Here is a 16,109-nt window from a genome sequence, read left to right on the forward strand (position 1 = left end):
GCGCCACCGCCGCCGCACGGGCGGGGCTGCACACCGCGGGCGTATGGGCGGCCTGCGGCCATCGCCGCCGGCCCTGCGGGGCGGCAGGCTGGCGCTATGCGGAGCCGGCCTTGCCCCCCGCCGTGCGCAGTTCCGCACCATCGCCCTCCTGCTCCTGCAGCGCGCCCAGTTCGCCGCGCGCCCGGGCCTTGCGGCCATAGACCAGTTCGAACAGCGGTGATGCCATCAGGGTGGTGACGATGGCCATCAGCACCAGCATGGAGAACAGGGCCGGGCCGATGATGCCCTTCTGCAGGCCGATATTGATGATGATCAGTTCCATCAGCCCGCGGGCATTCATCAGCGCCCCGATCCCCAGTGCGGTGGCATTGTCCTGCCCCGTCAGGCGCGCCGCCGCCCAGCAGGCGCCGCCCTTGGCCAGCACCGAGGCGGCCAGGATGGCCAGCGTCACCAGGGCCAGTCCCCAATTGTCCACCAGCGTGAGTTGGGTGTGCAGGCCCGAATAGGTGAAGAACATGGGCAGCAGCAGCACGACGGTGAACGGCTCCAGCTGCCGGCGGATCTCCTGCGCGAAGAAACCCTTGGGCATGACGGCGCCCAGCAGGAAACCGCCGAACACGGCATGGATGCCCACGGCATCCATGGTGAAGGCCGCCAGCAGGAACAGGCCCAGGGTCACGGCCAGCATCGAATGGGTCACCCTGCCTTCCCGCTCGGCCCAGCGGCCCAGCGGCGCCAGCAGGCGCGGCCCCAGCGTCAGCATGAAGACCGCAAAGGCCAGCCCGCCGCCGATGGCCTTCACGGCCACGATGGACCCGTCGCCGAACGTGGCCAGCACGATGGCCAGCACGGCCCAGGCCCCGGCATCGTCGATGGCGCCGGCCGACAGCGACAGCGTGCCCAGCGGCGTGCCCGACAGGCCGCGTTCATGGATGATGCGCGCCAGCATGGGGAAGGCCGTGATGGCGATGCAGGCGCCCATGAACAGCGTGGCCTGTGGCGTGGACAGAGCCGGATTGAACAGGCCGGGATGGCCCATCAGCCAGGGCGTGATGACGATGGCCAGCAGGAACGGGGCCGCCATGCCCGACAGCGACACGGCCGCGGCGCTGCCGGCATTGCTGCGGAAATGGCTGGACTGGAACCCCAGCCCCACCAGGAACATATAGAGCCCCACGCCAAGCTGCGCGCCCACGAACAGGATGTTCTTCGATTCCTTGGGAAACAGCATGGCCTGGATGTCGGGCGCCAGCAGGCCCAGCAGCGACGGGCCCAGGATGACGCCGGCGATCATCTCCCCCACCACCTGCGGCTGGCCCAGATAGCGGCGGGCCAGCCAGCCCACGGCCCGGCAGGCGGCGATGATCACCGCCATCTGCAAGAAGAAAACGACGCTGAGCTGGGCTGTCGTCATTGAACTGTCCTCCCCGTCGGACAACGTTGTCTGATTGTTTCCACTCAGGATGCGCCAGGGCGACGGCCTTATCAACCTCTTATACCGAGGGCATGAACAATACCCCTCGGTATCCGCGCCGCCGGGCACAGGGTATTATCGGCCACTGGCTGGCGGCATCGTCCATGTTACCGCAAACAGTCGCCCCTGTCTGCGGTTTCCCCTCCCTGCCCGCCTCAGCTTGTCGGCACCCCGTCATCGGCGGGCCGTGGCGGGGCGGATGGCGGTTCGAAGCGGATGCGGCCGTACCAGGCGCGCGTGCTGGCCCCCGTCTGGTCGGTGTCGGACATGATGGCCGGGCTGGCCAGACGCGGATTGCGCATGCCCAGCCCGGCCCGCGCGTCGGCCAGCAGGTCGCGCGTGACGCGCGAGAAGCCCGTGGACCGGGCGGGCCCCGTCTGGACGACAAGGTTGCGGGAGCCGCTGAACGGGCTGTCGATCCAGGTGCCCACCGGCGTGGCCGTCGACCAGACATAGCTGATGCCGCCCCGCCTTCCGTCCTCGTCGAGCAGGTTGAACATGACCCGGGCCACGTAATCATCGCCGGCCTGCGACCGCTCGTCATTGCCGCCCAGGGTGGAGGTGGCGGCCCACAGAAGATCGACCATCGGACGGGCCCGCAGGTCCACATCCAGCCGTCCGCCCTTCATCGTGCCCGCCCCGTCCGCCTCGACCGACAGGGCGGGATGGCCGTCGAAGACGGTGTCGGCGAAGCGGGTTCCCTGCTCAAAGACCCGCTCGCTCCATTGCGTGGCCGGCTGCACCTCCATGGCGCGGGCGGGGACCATGGCCAGCAGCGGCACGGCCATCAGGGCAAGGGCGGTGAACAGGCGCATGCGGCGGGGACCTCCGATGGCGGGCAGCGGCGCACCATAACCGCTTTCCGGTTGCATTTCGATGAATGTTCTTCCCCTTTCCCCGTTCTTCCCGGTTCCGACAGGGGGAAGGACCGGGCAGCATCACGGGTCACCGATGCGGCGATGGCTTTCCCACCACAGCGCGCGGGCCCCCGCCTCGTCCACGACCTCGATCGGGTCGGTCCACAGCCGGCCGCGGTAATTGCCGCCGATATCGCGGCGGGCCAGCCGTTCGGGCCAGCCCATCAACTGGATGGCTTCCGACACGGCGATGATGCGGTCGGCCTTCTTGATCAGGGCGGCCTGCGGCTCCGGCAGGGGCCAGGGCAGGCCGGCGGCCAGGAACAGGGCCCGGTCCAGCCGGGCCTTCACCTCGCGCAGCCCGGCCGTGGCGAACAGCTTGCCATAGGGGGTGACGACATCGCCCAGCCCGCCGCCTTCGTGCAGATCATGCATCAGCGCGGCGCGGCGCAGGATGGGGGAGGCATCGGGCGCCAGCAGCGTGACCAGCACCCGTTCCAGCAGCACCGAATGCTGCAGCACGTTATAGGCCACGGCACCGCGCGTCTGCCCGCCCCACCGCGCCACGCGCGACGCCCCCGTCACCCAATCCTCCAGCACGATATCGGCGGGGGAGGGGTCGTAAAGGTTCACCCAGCGTCCCGACCGCATCAGCAGGTTGGTGCGCGGCGCGTCCAGGTGGTTGGGTACGGGGGAGGCGGGTGTATCGGTCATTGTCGGGGCACCGCTGCTTGGGGTGACGATAATGATCGCGCCGGCCGGTGATTTCCAGATGCCTTGTCCGCCCCGCGCCCCTGTCCCCGCCCGTGCCCCTCTGGGCAAATGGCGTGATCGGGCGCATATTGTGCGGGTGCGAAAATATCTTTATCGGCTTTGGTGACCCCCTTCCATGGACAATCTGCCCCCGGAACCCTCCGCCCCCATGGAACCGGACCTCGTCTTTTCCGTTGCCCGCCATCATCCGGAAATCACCAGCGTGGGGCGCCTGGGTCTGGACCGGGTGGAACAGGCGGCGGCCTATGGCATGGTGCCGCTGGGCCTGCCGCTGCCACCGGGCCGCCGCGATCTGGTCGTCCTGGCCGAACGGCGGGACGCCGTGGCGCTGGAGATCGAGGGGCTGGTGGCCCGTCTGGTCCGGCGCATGGAACTGCTTCAGCAGGGGCGCCGCGCGCTGGAAGGCACGCATGTCGACCTGCTGGCCGCGGAGGCCAAGGCGCGGGTGCGCGCCCGGGCCCATGACACGCTGTCCTTCCCCGACCTGCCCGGCCCGCTGCGGCTGGAAGTGTCCCGCAGCTTCGATATCGATGAACTGACAGGGCTGGAGGATGACACGCTGCGGCAGCGGCTGGTGGACGACCCGCAACTGCGTCAGGCCATGGACCAGGCCCTGTCGGACGTGTCCGCCCGCCTGTGGCAGTTGCGGGAACTGACGGGCGAGGCCGACGATAGCTGGACCTTCGAGAATCTGGTCCAGCGGCTCTACCGCATCGCCCGGACCAACCATCAGCCCAACGACATCCTGCGCCGGTGGGAGGAAACGGCCGACACCTGGATGCGGGAACGCGCCGTGGCGCGCGGGCGCAGCTTCGTGAACAGCGAGTTCGATTTCGCCCGGTTCGAACGGCTGTTCCCCACGGCCCGCGCCCTGGGGCGCCGTCTGGTGGCCGTGGTCGGCCCGACCAATTCCGGCAAGACGCACCGCGCCATGCAGGCGCTGCACGGGGCGGAGCAGGGCATCTATCTGGCGCCGCTGCGCCTGCTGGCGCTGGAGGTGATGGACAGGCTGAACCGGGAGGGCACACCCACCACCCTGCTGACGGGGGAGGAGGAGATCCGCGTGCCCGGCGCCCGGCATCTGGCCTCCACCATCGAGATGCTGGACCCCGAGCAGGTCGTGGATGTCGCCGTCATCGACGAGGTGCAGATGCTGGCCGACAAGGACCGCGGCTGGGCCTGGACGGCGGCGCTGATGGGTGTGCCGGCCCGCACCGTCTATCTGCTGGGCGCGCCGGAGGCGCTGCCCCTGATCGAACGGGTGGCCGCCTATCTGGGGGAACCGCTGGAGGTCGTGCGCCTGGACCGCAAGCAGCCGCTGCACATGCTGGAACAGCGGCTGGAATATGAGGATGTGCGCAAGGGGGACGCGCTGATCGCCTTTTCCCGCCGCAATGTCCACATGGTCCGCGACATGGTGCAGGCGCTCGGGCTGACGGCCGCCGTCATCTATGGCGCATTGGCGCCGGAGGTGCGGCGGCGGGAGGCGGAGCGCTTCACCAGCGGGGGGGCCGATGTCGTGGTGGCCACCGATGCCATCGGCATGGGCCTGAACCTGCCCATCCGCCGCGTGCTGTTCACGACGCTGGAGAAATTCGACGGGACGGAACAGCGCGAGCTGGCTCCGGCGGAGGTGAAGCAGATTGCCGGGCGTGCCGGCCGCTATGGCCATCACGAGGTCGGGGAATTCGGCGTGATCGGCAAGGGCACGCCGGCCCAGCTCCGCACGCTGTGGACGCGGACCGATCCGTCCTTCGGGCCGCGCACGGCGCTGACGGTGCGGCCCACCCGCGCCATGGTGGCACGGCTGGCGACGCGCATCGGCACGGACAGCATGGTGCTGCTGGTCGATTGCTTCGCGGCGGCGCGGACCACGGGCAGCCCCTACCGCGTGGCCGACCTGTCGTCGCTGCGCCGGCTGGCCCAGGCGCTGGATGAACGCGATGTCGCGTTCGAGGACAAGCTGTCCCTGCTGTTCATGCCCTGCGACCTGGAAAAGGAGGTGGATGCCCGCTTCTTCCACCAGATGCTGCGCGCCGTGGAAAAGGACGAGCCCGTGCCCCTGGGGCTGGTCGTGCCGCTGCGCATGGACCGGCTGGACGATTACGGACTGGAGGAATTGTCGCGGTCCTGCGACCTCTATTACTGGGCCAGCCGCAAGTTCGCCCGCCTGTTCCCCGACCGCAAGCCGGTGGAGGAACGCCGTGCCCAGGTGGCCGGGCGCCTGGCCGAACTGCTGGCCAGCACGGCCCGGCGTCAGCGGCTGGGCAAGCCCGGCGGCGGCCGGCCGGCCGGCTCCAAGCCGGGAAAGCCGCCCCCCGGCTTCCGCGGGGCACCGCGCAAACGCTACGGCCCCCGCAAGGGCTGATACGATACCCAATCGCGATCAGTGGACCTTATCGTAATTGGGTACGGCGGCCGCCGCCGCCGCGCGGCCCGCGCCGACGGTACGGGACGGTTTCGTCTTTCGCGACATGTCAATGTCTTCACACCATCACCCCGGGTGTCTTCACACCATCACCCCGGCGAAGGCCGGGGTCCCATTCGTGAAACGAGGCGCCAGACATTCTGGAAAGGCCTTCTACACCACGACTTCCCCGTCGGGCAGTGGACCGTGGCGCAGCAGCACGGCCAGCCGGTCCAGGGCGTGGGTCAGGCTGGCGCGGTCCGGAGCGGCGCCCAGGGATACGCGGGCATGGGGCGGGGGCTCTCCGGCCACGGCAAAGACCGATCCCGGCACCAGGGCGGCCCCGGCCCGGCGGGCGGCTTCCACGAAGGCCTTGTCGGTCCAGGAGCGTGTCAGGTCCAGCCACAGGTGATGGCCGTTCGGATGCGCCTGGAAGGACCCCAGCGGCAGGATGCGCGCCGCGATGCGCTGCCGCTCGGCCGCCTCCTCGCGGATGGCGGCCAGGATGGCGCGGGCCGTGCCATCCTCGATCCAGCTCGTGGCCACGGCCATGGACAGGGGCGGGGCCATCTGTGATGTGGCGCGCAGGGCGATGCTGGCCGCGCGGACATCGCCGCCCTGGGGAACCACCAGATAGGCGATCCGCAGGGCGGGCGTCAGGCCCTTGGCCAGGGTGGCGACATGCCAGACCCGTTCCGGGGCCAGGGCCGCCAGCGGTGGCGGGGCGTCGGCGGCCAGCAGGCCGTAGGCGTCATCCTCGATCACGATCAGGTCGTAGCTGCGGGCCACCTTCACCAGCGCCTCGCGCCGGGCCTGCGACAGGGTGCGCGTCGTCGGATTGTGGATGCTGGGCGTCAGATAGAGCAGTTGCGCCGCGCTGTGCCGCGCCACGGCCGCCAGGGCATCGGGCAGCATGCCTTCCGCGTCCCCCTCCACAGGCAGCAGCGACAGGCCGCGCGACTGGGCGGCCAGCCGGAATCCCGGATAAAGGAAGGCATCGGTCATGACATGCGATCCCGGCGAGGCCAGCAGCGACAGCAGCGCCGTCAGGCAGGCCTGGCCGCCGCCGGCCACCAGCACCCGCTCGGCCCGCAGGTCGGGCAGGGCGGCCGACAGCCAGCGCGCACCGGCCCGCCGGTCGGCCTCGCCCCCGCCGATGGGCTGGTAGTTCAGCAGGCTGGCCAGGTCTGGCCGGCGTGTCAGACCCGCCATGGCGCGGGCCAGCCGGGCTGCCAGGTCGGCGCCGGGCGGCTGCGGCGGCAGGTTCATGGACAGGTCCAGTTGCACGGGCGGGGGTGGCGGGCGGTCCCCCTGCTCGGCCACGAAGGTGCCGCGCCCCACGGCGGCGGCCACCAGCCCGCGGGCGCGGGCCTCGGCATAGGCACGGGTCACCGTGGTCAGGTCCACGCCCATGCTCTCCGCCAGGGCGCGGTGCGTGGGCAGGCGGGTGCCGGGCTTCAGCGCGCCCGATGCCACGTCGGCCGCGATGGCGTCGGCGATGGCGCGGTAGAGCGGGATGCCCTGCGGCAGGTCCGGCGGGGTCCAGCCCGTCATTCCCCGTCCCCGCGCCCGCGCCCGTCCGTCTCCGCCGCATCCTCCAGCCGGCCCTGCTCGGCCTTGTTCAGGTACTGCGCGCAGACCAGCCAGCCCTTCAGCGGCCGCAGCAGCGCCATGCAGGACAGCACCGCCAGCGGCAGCGTCGTGAAGGCATGCACCCAATAGGGCGCCTGGAACGCCATCTCCAGCCAGATGGCAAAGCCCGTCAGCGGGATGCTGACGATCGACATGGTGAAGAAGGCCGGCCCGTCCGCCGGGTCGGCGAAGGACAGGTCCAGCCCGCACTGCGGGCACGCCTTGGCCAGGCGCAGATAGCCGTCGAAGATCGATCCCTGGTGGCAGGACGGGCACAGGCCCCGCAGGCCCAGCCCAAGGGGCGTGCTGGCGAAATGGGTGCGTTCGTGGCCGGCCATGATATCCTCATTGTATGGGTCGCCTGATGCCGTTTTGTATGGCGATTGTCCGATCCATACATTCAATTCCCGGCCCTGTCCCGTCGCGCATTGTCGCAGGGCGCATGCACCGGGGCTGTTTTCTCATCCCCCTTGTCGGTGCCGGGGCGGCCGGCACGTCCTGGGGAGGGAAAGGGCACGCGGCCCGGACCTTTTGGCAAAGGAGATCACGACAATGCGCGTAATGGTTCTCGTCAAGGCGACCGCGGACAGCGAAGCCGGCCTCATGCCCCCCGGCGACCTGCTGGAAGCCATGGGCAGGTTCAACACCGAACTGGCCGAAGCCGGCATCATCCTGGCCGGCGACGGGCTGAAACCCTCCGCAAACGGCTGCCGCGTGGCCTTCAACGGAGCGGATCGCAGCGTGATCGACGGCCCGTTCGCCGCCACCAGCGAACTGGTCGCCGGCTTCTGGCTCTGGCAGGTGAAGGATATGGAAGAGGCCGTGGCCTGGGTGAAACGCTGCCCCAATCCCATGCCGGGACCCAGCGAGATCGAGATCCGCCCCCTCTACGAAATGGAGGATTTCGCGGAGATCATGGTGCCGGGGACCCCTGCCTGACCGGTCTGCCGGGGGTGGCCAGGGCCGGGGCCTGGGGCTAGGGGATCAGCCGGCCGCGCGCATCGCCGACCGGTCCAGCAGCCGGTCGCGCAGCAGGCGCCAGCCGCAGGCCGACAGGACGGCCAGGGCGGCGGCATCGGCCAGGCCGGCCTCGTTCCGCCCGGTCCGGAACTGATGCAGGGTTTCCCCCGCCCGCCGGGAGACCAGCATCAACCCGGCATTGCCGGCCGTCCCCACCAGATCGTGCAGCAAGGTGCGGGCGGTCGTGACGCGCCCGTCGGCCGCCGCGCGGGCCAGGGCGTCGGCCTGTTCCAGCCCGATACGGACGAAATCGCCGATCAGCTCGATGAAAAGCCGTTCCGGCAGGACGGCGGCCAGATCAAGCAGCTTGCGCTCATCCAGGTCCTGGCTGGTCGTCCCTGTGCAGTCGCCGTTCCCGCCCTGCACCGGCAACCCGGTCCACCGGACCACCAGGCGCAGCAACTGGCCCGGCTCGTAGGGTTTGGGCAGGTGGTCGTCCATGCCGCGGGCCAAGCATTCCTCGCGGATGCCGCCATGAGTGACGCCCGTGACGGCCAGGATGGGCACCCGCGCCCGGCCCGCCACGCTCTCGGCCCTGCGGATGCGCTCGGTGGCGCCGAAGCCGTTCAGCACCGGCATCTGCAGGTCCATCAGCACGAGGTCGGCCGGGCTGGCCACCTGCATCTGCACGGCCATGGCGCCGTGGAGAGCCTCCCCCACGTCGAAGCCTGCCTCCTCCAGGATCAGCCGGGCCACGGCCCGATTGGCCTGGATGTCATCCACCACCAGGATGGAACGGCGCGCCGTTCCCGTGGCGGCTTTGATCATTCCGATATCGACCGGCATTGCCTTCACCCCTGACGGATCGGGACAGGGCGTCCTGTCCGACAATGGGTTCACGCTAACCGACCGGCGTTGGGGCTCCTATTCATGCGGAGGGATAGGCTTTTCAGCGCGCGTCATGATTTTCCGGAAGGAAACACTTATAAAACAGGTCCATAGCGCGAAACGCCCGGGCTCGGGCACCGGGCCATCCTATACGGATGCACAAGGGTACTTGGATGGCGGGTGGTCCCTGTCAGGTCCCGCGGACGACCAGACGGGTGGGCAGGCTGACCGACTGCACATCCTCCCCGTTGATCATGGCCAGGATGTTGCGCGCCAGCAGTTCGCCGCCCGCCTGCCAATCCTGATGGACCGATGACAGGGGCGGGGTCAGGCAGGCCCCCAGCGGCGTATCGTCATAGCCGATGACGGACACGGCCTCGGGCACCGGCAGGCCGCGCTCCTGCAAGGCCTGCATGGCGCCGATGGCCAGCATGTCGCTGGCCGCCAGCAGACAGTCGAACGGGGCGCCCCCGCCATCGATCCAGCCGGCGATGGCATCCGAACCTGCCTGGATGGCGAAGGGGCAGGAGACGGTTCCCGCCAGGATGCCGCCACCCTGTGCCAGGGCGTCGCGGAAACCGCCGTGGCGCTGCTCGATCTCTGCATGGCTGGTGTCGCCGAGGAAAAGACCGCGCCGGCGGCCGGACGACAGGAGGTGGCGGGCGGCCAGGATGCCGCCCTGCCGGTTGTCGGACCCCACGGTCACATAATCGTGGCCTGCCGCCTCCGCCCCCCAGACGATCAGCGGCACGTCGCCATCGGCCAACTGCGCCACCGCCTCATCATGGCTGCCCTGGCCCAGAAGGATGATCCCGTCCGCCGTTTGCACGGCCGGTGCCTGCACCCCGTCCCGCGTCGTCAGCACCACGGCATAGCCGATGCTGGTCAGTTCCTGGCAGATGCCGCCCATCAGGGCCATGGGAAACGGGTCGGACAGCGGCCGGTCGGGGCTGGGCTTCATCTCCACCACGACCGCCACGGTATTGGACCGCTGCAGGCGCAGGCTGCGCGCCGACAGGTTCAACTTGTACCCATGCTCCTTGGCGAGCGCCTGGATGCGGGCCCGCGTATCGGGCTTCACCGTCGGGCTGTTGCGCAGCGCGCGCGACACCGTGATCTTGGAAACCTGCGCCAGTTCCGCCAGATCGGCCATGGTCAGGCGGCCGGCAGCGGCCGGGGCCTTGGCGTCCGGCATGGCGGGCCGTTCGGCGGCAGGTTTGCTCATCGCGGGGGAACCTTGTTGGCGCAATGGGTTGGAGGTCGCAACCTTGGCATGAAGCCCGCCATTTTCCAAGAGGGGACCCCCCGTGCAACCCTTCCCGCATACGTAGCCAGAAAAATGATATCGATATCTTGACATCGATATCATTGATGGTAGCTTAAAGGCCAACCACCGCGTAGGGCGCGGGGATCAAGCGTATTTCGGGGAGGATGACCGTGGCGGAGAGGCTCTCTCACGTCCGCGCCGGTGACGTGCGTGCCGATGCAGGGGATGGCTGGACCATCCGTGTCCAGGGATTCGATCCGGCGACGGCGGCGCGCGACGAAAGCCTGTTCGCGCTGGCCAATGGCGCGCTGGGCGTTCGTGGTGGCGTGGATGGGATCGACAGCGCCACCGATGGCGCCTTCCTGGCCGCCTTCTTTGAACAGGCGCCCATCCATTATCACGAGAAATTCACGGGCTTTGCCTTTACGACCGACACGCGGGTGCCGGTGGCCGATGCCAAGCATATCCGCGTCGTGCTGAACGGGGAAACCGTCGGTGTGGCACCGGGCCCCGACGCGCCGCTGACCCGCGAGCTGGATCTGGCCACGGGCCGCCTGCGCACCCTGCACCGTTTCATGGCGGCACAGGGCGGGGCGGTGGAGATTGCAACGGAGCGGCTGGTCAGCTTCGCGCGGCCGGGCCTGCTGGCTCTGCGCCTGACGATCCGGTCCATTGATTACACGGGGCCCGTCACCTGCCTGTCCGACCTGCGCTGGGGCCGCCGGGCCGAAGGGCAGGGTGATGACCCGCGCATCGGGGTGTCGCTGGGCAGCGGCGGTGTCGATTTCCAGCCTATCCTGCCGGAAAGCCGGCCTGTTGCCGTCCGCCAGACGGCCCGGCTTTCCCGGCGCACGGCACTGTTGCGGCAGGACCATGTAGCTGGTCCTGGCCTGACCGCCGAAGAGCCTTTCCTGTCACTGGACAGCATTTCCCAAGCCTTCCACGCCGACCTGGCGCCGGGCGGGGTTGTAACGCTGGTCAAGTTCGCCGCCTATGCCTGGGCCGATGGCGACAGGGACAATGACGGGGCGGCGGTGGAAGACCGCCTGATGCAGGAGGCAGCCGCCACCCTGCAATCGGCGAAGGAAGCGGGCTGGGAGGTGATCGCGGCGGAACAGGCCGATGATCTGGCCCGGTTCTGGGCCGATGCCGATGTGGTGATCGAGGGGGATGCCGGCCTGCAGCAGGCCATCCGCTTCAACCTGTTCCACCTGTACCAGTCCACGGGCCGCGACGGGGCGACCAGCATCGCGGCCAAGGGCCTGACGGGCGAAGGCTATGAGGGTCATTATTTCTGGGATACGGAAACCTTCATTCTGCCCGTGCTGGCCTTCACGGCGCCGCAACTGGCGCGGCGCATGCTGGAATATCGCATCGGCCGGCTGGACCGCGCCCGGGCGCATGCACGCGGCATGGGCCATCGTGCCGGCGCGCTGTTTCCCTGGCGCACCATCGCCGGGGATGAATGCTCGGCCCATTATCCCAGCGGTTCGGCACAGTACCATATCAATGCCGATATCGCCTTTGCCACCCGCCTTTATGAGGAAGCGACGGGCGACAGCGCCTTCCTTTACGCCCACGCTGCCGAGATGCTGTTCGAAACGGCACGCATCTGGCCGCAGGTCGGGCATTTCAACGCCCGCAAGGGCGGCGCCTTCACCATTCACGAGGTGACGGGTCCGGACGAATATACCGCATTGGTGAACAATAACTTCTACACCAATGCCATGGCCGCCGCCCATCTGGCCCATGCCGCCGACCTGTACCGGCGCATGGAGACCCAGGCCCCTGCGGAACTGGCCACCGTCGCGACCCGCATCGGGCTGACGGCGGCGGAGGTGACGCTCTGGGCAAGGGCCGCCGCGGCCATGTACCTGCCGACCGACCCCGATCTGGGGGTCAGCCCGCAGGATGATGATTTCCTCTCCAAACCCGTCTGGCCTTTCGCGGATACGCCGGCGGACAGGTACCCCCTGCTGCTGCATTACCATCCGCTGGCCATCTACCGCCACCAGGTGTGCAAGCAGGCCGACGTCGTGCTGGCCATGCTGCTGGCCGGCAACCGGTTCGATCGTGGCCTGAAGCAGCGGAACTTTGATTATTACGAAGCCGTAACAGTACATGACAGCACGCTGTCTCCCAGCACTTACGGCATCCTGGCGGCCGAGCTGGGCGACAGTGATAAGGCCATTCGTTACTTCACCGAAACGGCCCGCATCGACCTGGATGACCTGCATGGCAATGCCAGCCACGGGGTGCATATGGCCGCCATGGCCGGAAGCTGGCTGGGAGTCGCCTGGGGCTTCGGGGGGATGCGCTGGCAAGGCGGGGAACTGCGGTTCGCGCCTGTGCTGCCGCCAGGCTGGGCGCGCTATGAATTCGGCATCCGCTGGCGCGGCCGCCGGCTGCGCGTGGCCGTGGATGCGGCCGGCACCACTTACTGCCTGCTGTCCGGCGACGAGTTGACCATCCACCATCATGGCGGCGCCGTGATGCTGGCCGTCGGCAGCGACCGGCATGTCGCCGCGGGTCCGTTTCCGGCGCCCGTCAGGGCCCTGATCTTCGACCTGGATGGCGTTCTGACCGACACGGCGGAAGGTCACTACCAAGCCTGGCAGCGGCTGGCGGACGAGCTGGGCGTGCCGTTCGACCGGGAACGGAACGAGGCGCTGAAGGGCATCGACCGCATGGGCAGCCTGGAACGTATCCTGGCCGGTTCCGGCAAGATGCTGACTGCGGCGGAAAAGCTGGAAGCGGCCAGCCGCAAGAACGGCTACTACCAGGACCTGATCGCCCGCTTCACGCCCGAAGACCTGTTCGAGGGCGTGCGCGACCTGCTGCTGTCGGCCCGTCAGGCCGGCCTGAAGCTGGGCGTGGCCTCGGCAAGCCGCAACGCGCCCGCCCTGCTGACCCGGCTCGGCATCATCGACCTGTTCGACCATGTCGCCGATGCGGGCGCCATCCCCAATCCCAAGCCCGCCCCCGACATCTTCCTGTCGGTGGCCAGGGCCCTGGATGTCCCGGCCCCCCTGTGCCTGGGCATCGAGGACAGCATGGCCGGCATCACCGCCATCCGGCAGGCCGGCATGCCGGCCGTCGGTATCGGTGATCCCGCCATCCTGACAGAGGCTGATGCCGTCATCGGCCATATCCGCGACTTCCGGCTGGACCGCTTCGTCCGCCCGGCTTAAACCCGGACCCGCCCCTTGTCAGGGGCGGTCACCGGCCCCCGAACCAACCCATCAACAAGAAGCATCCGGGTGATGCTCATACGGGAGGTCCCTATGACTGCCAATTATCAGAAGAAGCTGCTGACGGGTGCGGCCCTTGCCGCCCTGCTGATGCCGGCCATGACGGCTGCCCGCGCACAGGATGCCGCCGGCGCCGACATGCTGGAGGAGATCATCGTGACGGGTGTGGCCCGTTCCGACGGCATGAAGAAGCTGGATGCCAGCTTCTCCATCACGACCGCCACGGCGGAGCAGATCGCCGAACAGCAGCCGAGCAGCACGGCCGACCTCCTGAAAATCGTCCCCGGCGTGTGGGTGGAAAGCACCAGCGGCACGGCCGGCGCCAACATTTCCGTCCGTGGGTTCCCGGCCGATGGTGATGCGCCCTTCATCACGGTGCAGCTGGATGGTTCCGCCATCTTCCCGCCGCCGACCCTTTCCTTCCTGGAAAACAGTTCCCTGTTCCGCCTGGACGACACGGTGGAGCGGGTGGAGGTGCTGCGTGGCGGCCCGTCGCCCATCTTCTCCAACGGCCAGCCCGGCGCCACCATCAATTTCATCCAGCGCAAGGGCAAGGAGAACCCGGAAGGCAGCATGAAGCTGACCGTGGGTGACGAGGGGCTGTACCGCGTCGACACCTATTACCAGGGCAAGCTGGACCAGGATCTGCTGTTCTCCGTCGGCGGCTTCTACCGCACCTCTGACGGTATCCGCGACACCGAATATCCCGCCGACCGGGGTGGCCAGGTCAGCGGCAATGTCACCAAGATCCTGGAAAATGGCGAGGTGACCTTCTATGGCCGCTATACCAAGGACAAGAACGCCTTCTACACCGCCATTCCGTTGATGAGCAGCAATAACGGCAAGGATGTCAGCGCCTTCCCCGGCTTCAGCCCCGGCAAGGGCACGCTGCTGGGCAACGACCTGCGCAATGTCGTGCTGGAAGTGGCGCCGGGCCAGTCCATCTCCCGCGATTTCGGCGAGGGGCGCGGCGTGGATGCCGGCATCGTGGGCGCCACCTTCGACCTGACATTCGGCGAATGGACCGTGTCGAACAAGATGAACTACCTGAGCGGCCAGGCGAATACCCGCGGCCTGTTCTCCGGCGCCAACCCGCAGACGCTGGGCAGTTTCATCAATGAGACCATCACGTCGGCAAACGGCAATGCCGCCGTGCTGGCCGCCGCCGGTTCCGCCGCGACGGCCGGCAGCGCCAGCTTCGCCAATGGCGGCGGGGCCATCACCGACCTGAACACGCAGGTGATCGTGGCCGGCCTCTGGTCGGTCGACAAGGATATCGAAAGCTTCACCGACGATCTGCGCTTCAGCCGCGAAATCTTCGAGGGCAATACCCTGACCATCGGCGCCTATTTCGCCGATTATTCATCGAAGGATGTCTGGTATCTGGGCAACAACGCCCTGATGACCGCCACGCCCAACGCAAAGCTGGTCAATGTGGCTCTGAACAATGGCGTGCAGGCCACGCGCGCCGGGTTCGTGGGGGCCCCCTTCTTCGCGGTCAACGCCATCTATAACGGCCAGAACATTGCCGGCTTCATCGCCGATGAATGGGCGCTCACCGAAGACCTGCGCATCGATGTCGGCGGCCGTGTGGAGCAGCAGAAGGTCAATGCCACGCTGGAGAACGTGTCGGGCGGCGTCGATCTGGACGGCAATCCGCTGACGCTGGCCAACAACAATGCATCCGTCCTGAACGGCACCTTCCGCACCCTGTCCTATAAGAATACGGAAACCTCCTGGACGGCGGGCGTGAACTATTACCTGACGCCGGATATGTCGGTCTTCGGCCGGCTGAACAGCGGTTTCAAGTTCCCGCAATTCGATAATCTGCGCGACGGGCAGGACCAGATGCAGAAGATCGACCAGCAGGAAGTCGGCCTGAAGACGCGCACGCGCGACTATGCCGCCTATGTCACCTTCTTCCGCAATACCTTCAAGGGCCTGCCCTTCCAGCAGTTCATCATCAATCCCGATGGCAGCCAGACGCAGATCAACCGTATCGGCGACAGCGAAGCCTATGGTATCGAGTTCGAACTGCTGGTCACGCCGCTGGAGAATCTGGATCTGGCGCTGCGGGGCAACTGGCAGAAGGGCGAGTATAAGGATCTGGGCGCCAACAGCGGCAATCAGGTGCAGCGCCAGCCGGAAATCCAGTTCACCTTCTCGCCCAGCTATGACATCCCCACCGACTGGGGCAAGCTGCGCGTCTTCGCCAGCTACAATTACATCGGCAAGCGTTTCGCCGATGTGGAGAATGCGCAGCGCCTGCCGTCCTATAACACGGTCGATGCCGGCATCTCCGCCGATATCGGTGAAAACGTGACGGTCCAGCTTTCCGGCACCAACCTGACGAACGAGCTTGGCCTGACGGAAGGCAATACCCGCATCATCGGCGGGGCCAATACCGGCGGCGTCTTCCTGGGCCGGCCCATCTTCGGCCGGAACGTGAAGATGTCGGTGGCGACGCGGTTCTGATGTGTGCAGGCCCCATCCCGTGCGGATGGGGCCTTTGCCATTGCGGGGACGGCAAGAGGGTAACCGGGGCCCGGCGAGCAGAACCGATCGGGGACTGGAGATCGGCTACGATCACAGGGATATG

General features: G+C 68.0%; 11 protein-coding genes. 4 read left to right on the plus strand and 7 right to left on the minus strand.

What is annotated here, in order from left to right; translation table 11 throughout:
- Positions 1-94: 94 nt before the first annotated feature.
- The 3 genes from ABC728_RS01105 to ABC728_RS01115 all read right to left on the minus strand — a co-directional run bounded on the left by ABC728_RS01105 (position 95) and on the right by ABC728_RS01115 (position 3,045).
- Positions 95-1,414 carry a cation:proton antiporter gene (locus ABC728_RS01105; RefSeq protein ID WP_416618732.1) on the minus strand — a complete coding sequence of 440 codons (1,320 nt, stop codon included), beginning with the start codon at positions 1,412-1,414 and terminating at the stop codon, positions 95-97.
- A 215-nt stretch (positions 1,415-1,629) separates the two neighbouring features.
- Positions 1,630-2,289 (minus strand): DUF3047 domain-containing protein, encoded by a 660-nt coding sequence (locus tag ABC728_RS01110; RefSeq protein ID WP_416618731.1) that lies wholly within the window; start codon positions 2,287-2,289, stop codon positions 1,630-1,632.
- 123 nt (positions 2,290-2,412) lie between these two features.
- Complete coding sequence (locus tag ABC728_RS01115; RefSeq protein ID WP_416618729.1) at positions 2,413-3,045, minus strand: hydrolase; 633 nt, start codon at positions 3,043-3,045, stop codon at positions 2,413-2,415.
- 175 nt (positions 3,046-3,220) lie between these two features.
- Here ABC728_RS01115 and ABC728_RS01120 point away from each other — a divergent pair, with 175 nt between their 5' ends.
- Positions 3,221-5,473, plus strand: a complete 2,253-nt coding sequence (locus tag ABC728_RS01120) for a helicase-related protein (RefSeq protein WP_416618728.1) — start codon at positions 3,221-3,223, stop codon at positions 5,471-5,473.
- Between the two features lie 213 nt (positions 5,474-5,686).
- Here ABC728_RS01120 and ABC728_RS01125 read toward each other — a convergent pair whose 3' ends face one another.
- Positions 5,687-7,066: an aminotransferase-like domain-containing protein gene (locus ABC728_RS01125; RefSeq protein ID WP_416618727.1), complete on the minus strand. Its 1,380-nt coding sequence runs from the start codon at positions 7,064-7,066 to the stop codon at positions 5,687-5,689.
- Positions 7,063-7,482, minus strand: coding sequence for a DUF983 domain-containing protein (locus ABC728_RS01130; protein ID WP_416618726.1), 420 nt, complete (start codon positions 7,480-7,482; stop codon positions 7,063-7,065). Before ABC728_RS01130 ends, ABC728_RS01125 begins: the two co-directional genes overlap by 4 nt.
- Before the next feature lie 214 nt (positions 7,483-7,696).
- Between ABC728_RS01130 and ABC728_RS01135 the strand changes: the two genes are divergently transcribed.
- On the plus strand, positions 7,697-8,083 hold the full coding sequence (locus ABC728_RS01135; protein WP_416618724.1) for a YciI family protein: 387 nt from the start codon (positions 7,697-7,699) through the stop codon (positions 8,081-8,083).
- Between the two features lie 45 nt (positions 8,084-8,128).
- Here the strand turns inward: ABC728_RS01135 and ABC728_RS01140 are convergent, their stop codons facing one another.
- Both ABC728_RS01140 and ABC728_RS01145 read right to left on the minus strand, forming a co-directional pair.
- On the minus strand, positions 8,129-8,932 hold the full coding sequence (locus ABC728_RS01140) for a response regulator (protein ID WP_416618723.1): 804 nt from the start codon (positions 8,930-8,932) through the stop codon (positions 8,129-8,131).
- 250 nt (positions 8,933-9,182) lie between these two features.
- Entirely contained in the window at positions 9,183-10,217 is a 1,035-nt protein-coding gene (locus ABC728_RS01145; RefSeq protein WP_416618721.1) for a LacI family DNA-binding transcriptional regulator, read from the minus strand.
- Between the two features lie 206 nt (positions 10,218-10,423).
- Here ABC728_RS01145 and pgmB point away from each other — a divergent pair, with 206 nt between their 5' ends.
- Entirely contained in the window at positions 10,424-13,450 is a 3,027-nt protein-coding gene (gene pgmB / locus ABC728_RS01150) for a beta-phosphoglucomutase (RefSeq protein WP_445376300.1), read from the plus strand.
- 93 nt (positions 13,451-13,543) lie between these two features.
- Positions 13,544-15,985, plus strand: a complete 2,442-nt coding sequence (locus tag ABC728_RS01155; protein WP_416618718.1) for a TonB-dependent receptor — start codon at positions 13,544-13,546, stop codon at positions 15,983-15,985.
- Positions 15,986-16,109 lie beyond the last annotated feature (124 nt).

The sequence above is a fragment of the Niveispirillum fermenti genome (assembly GCF_052474395.1).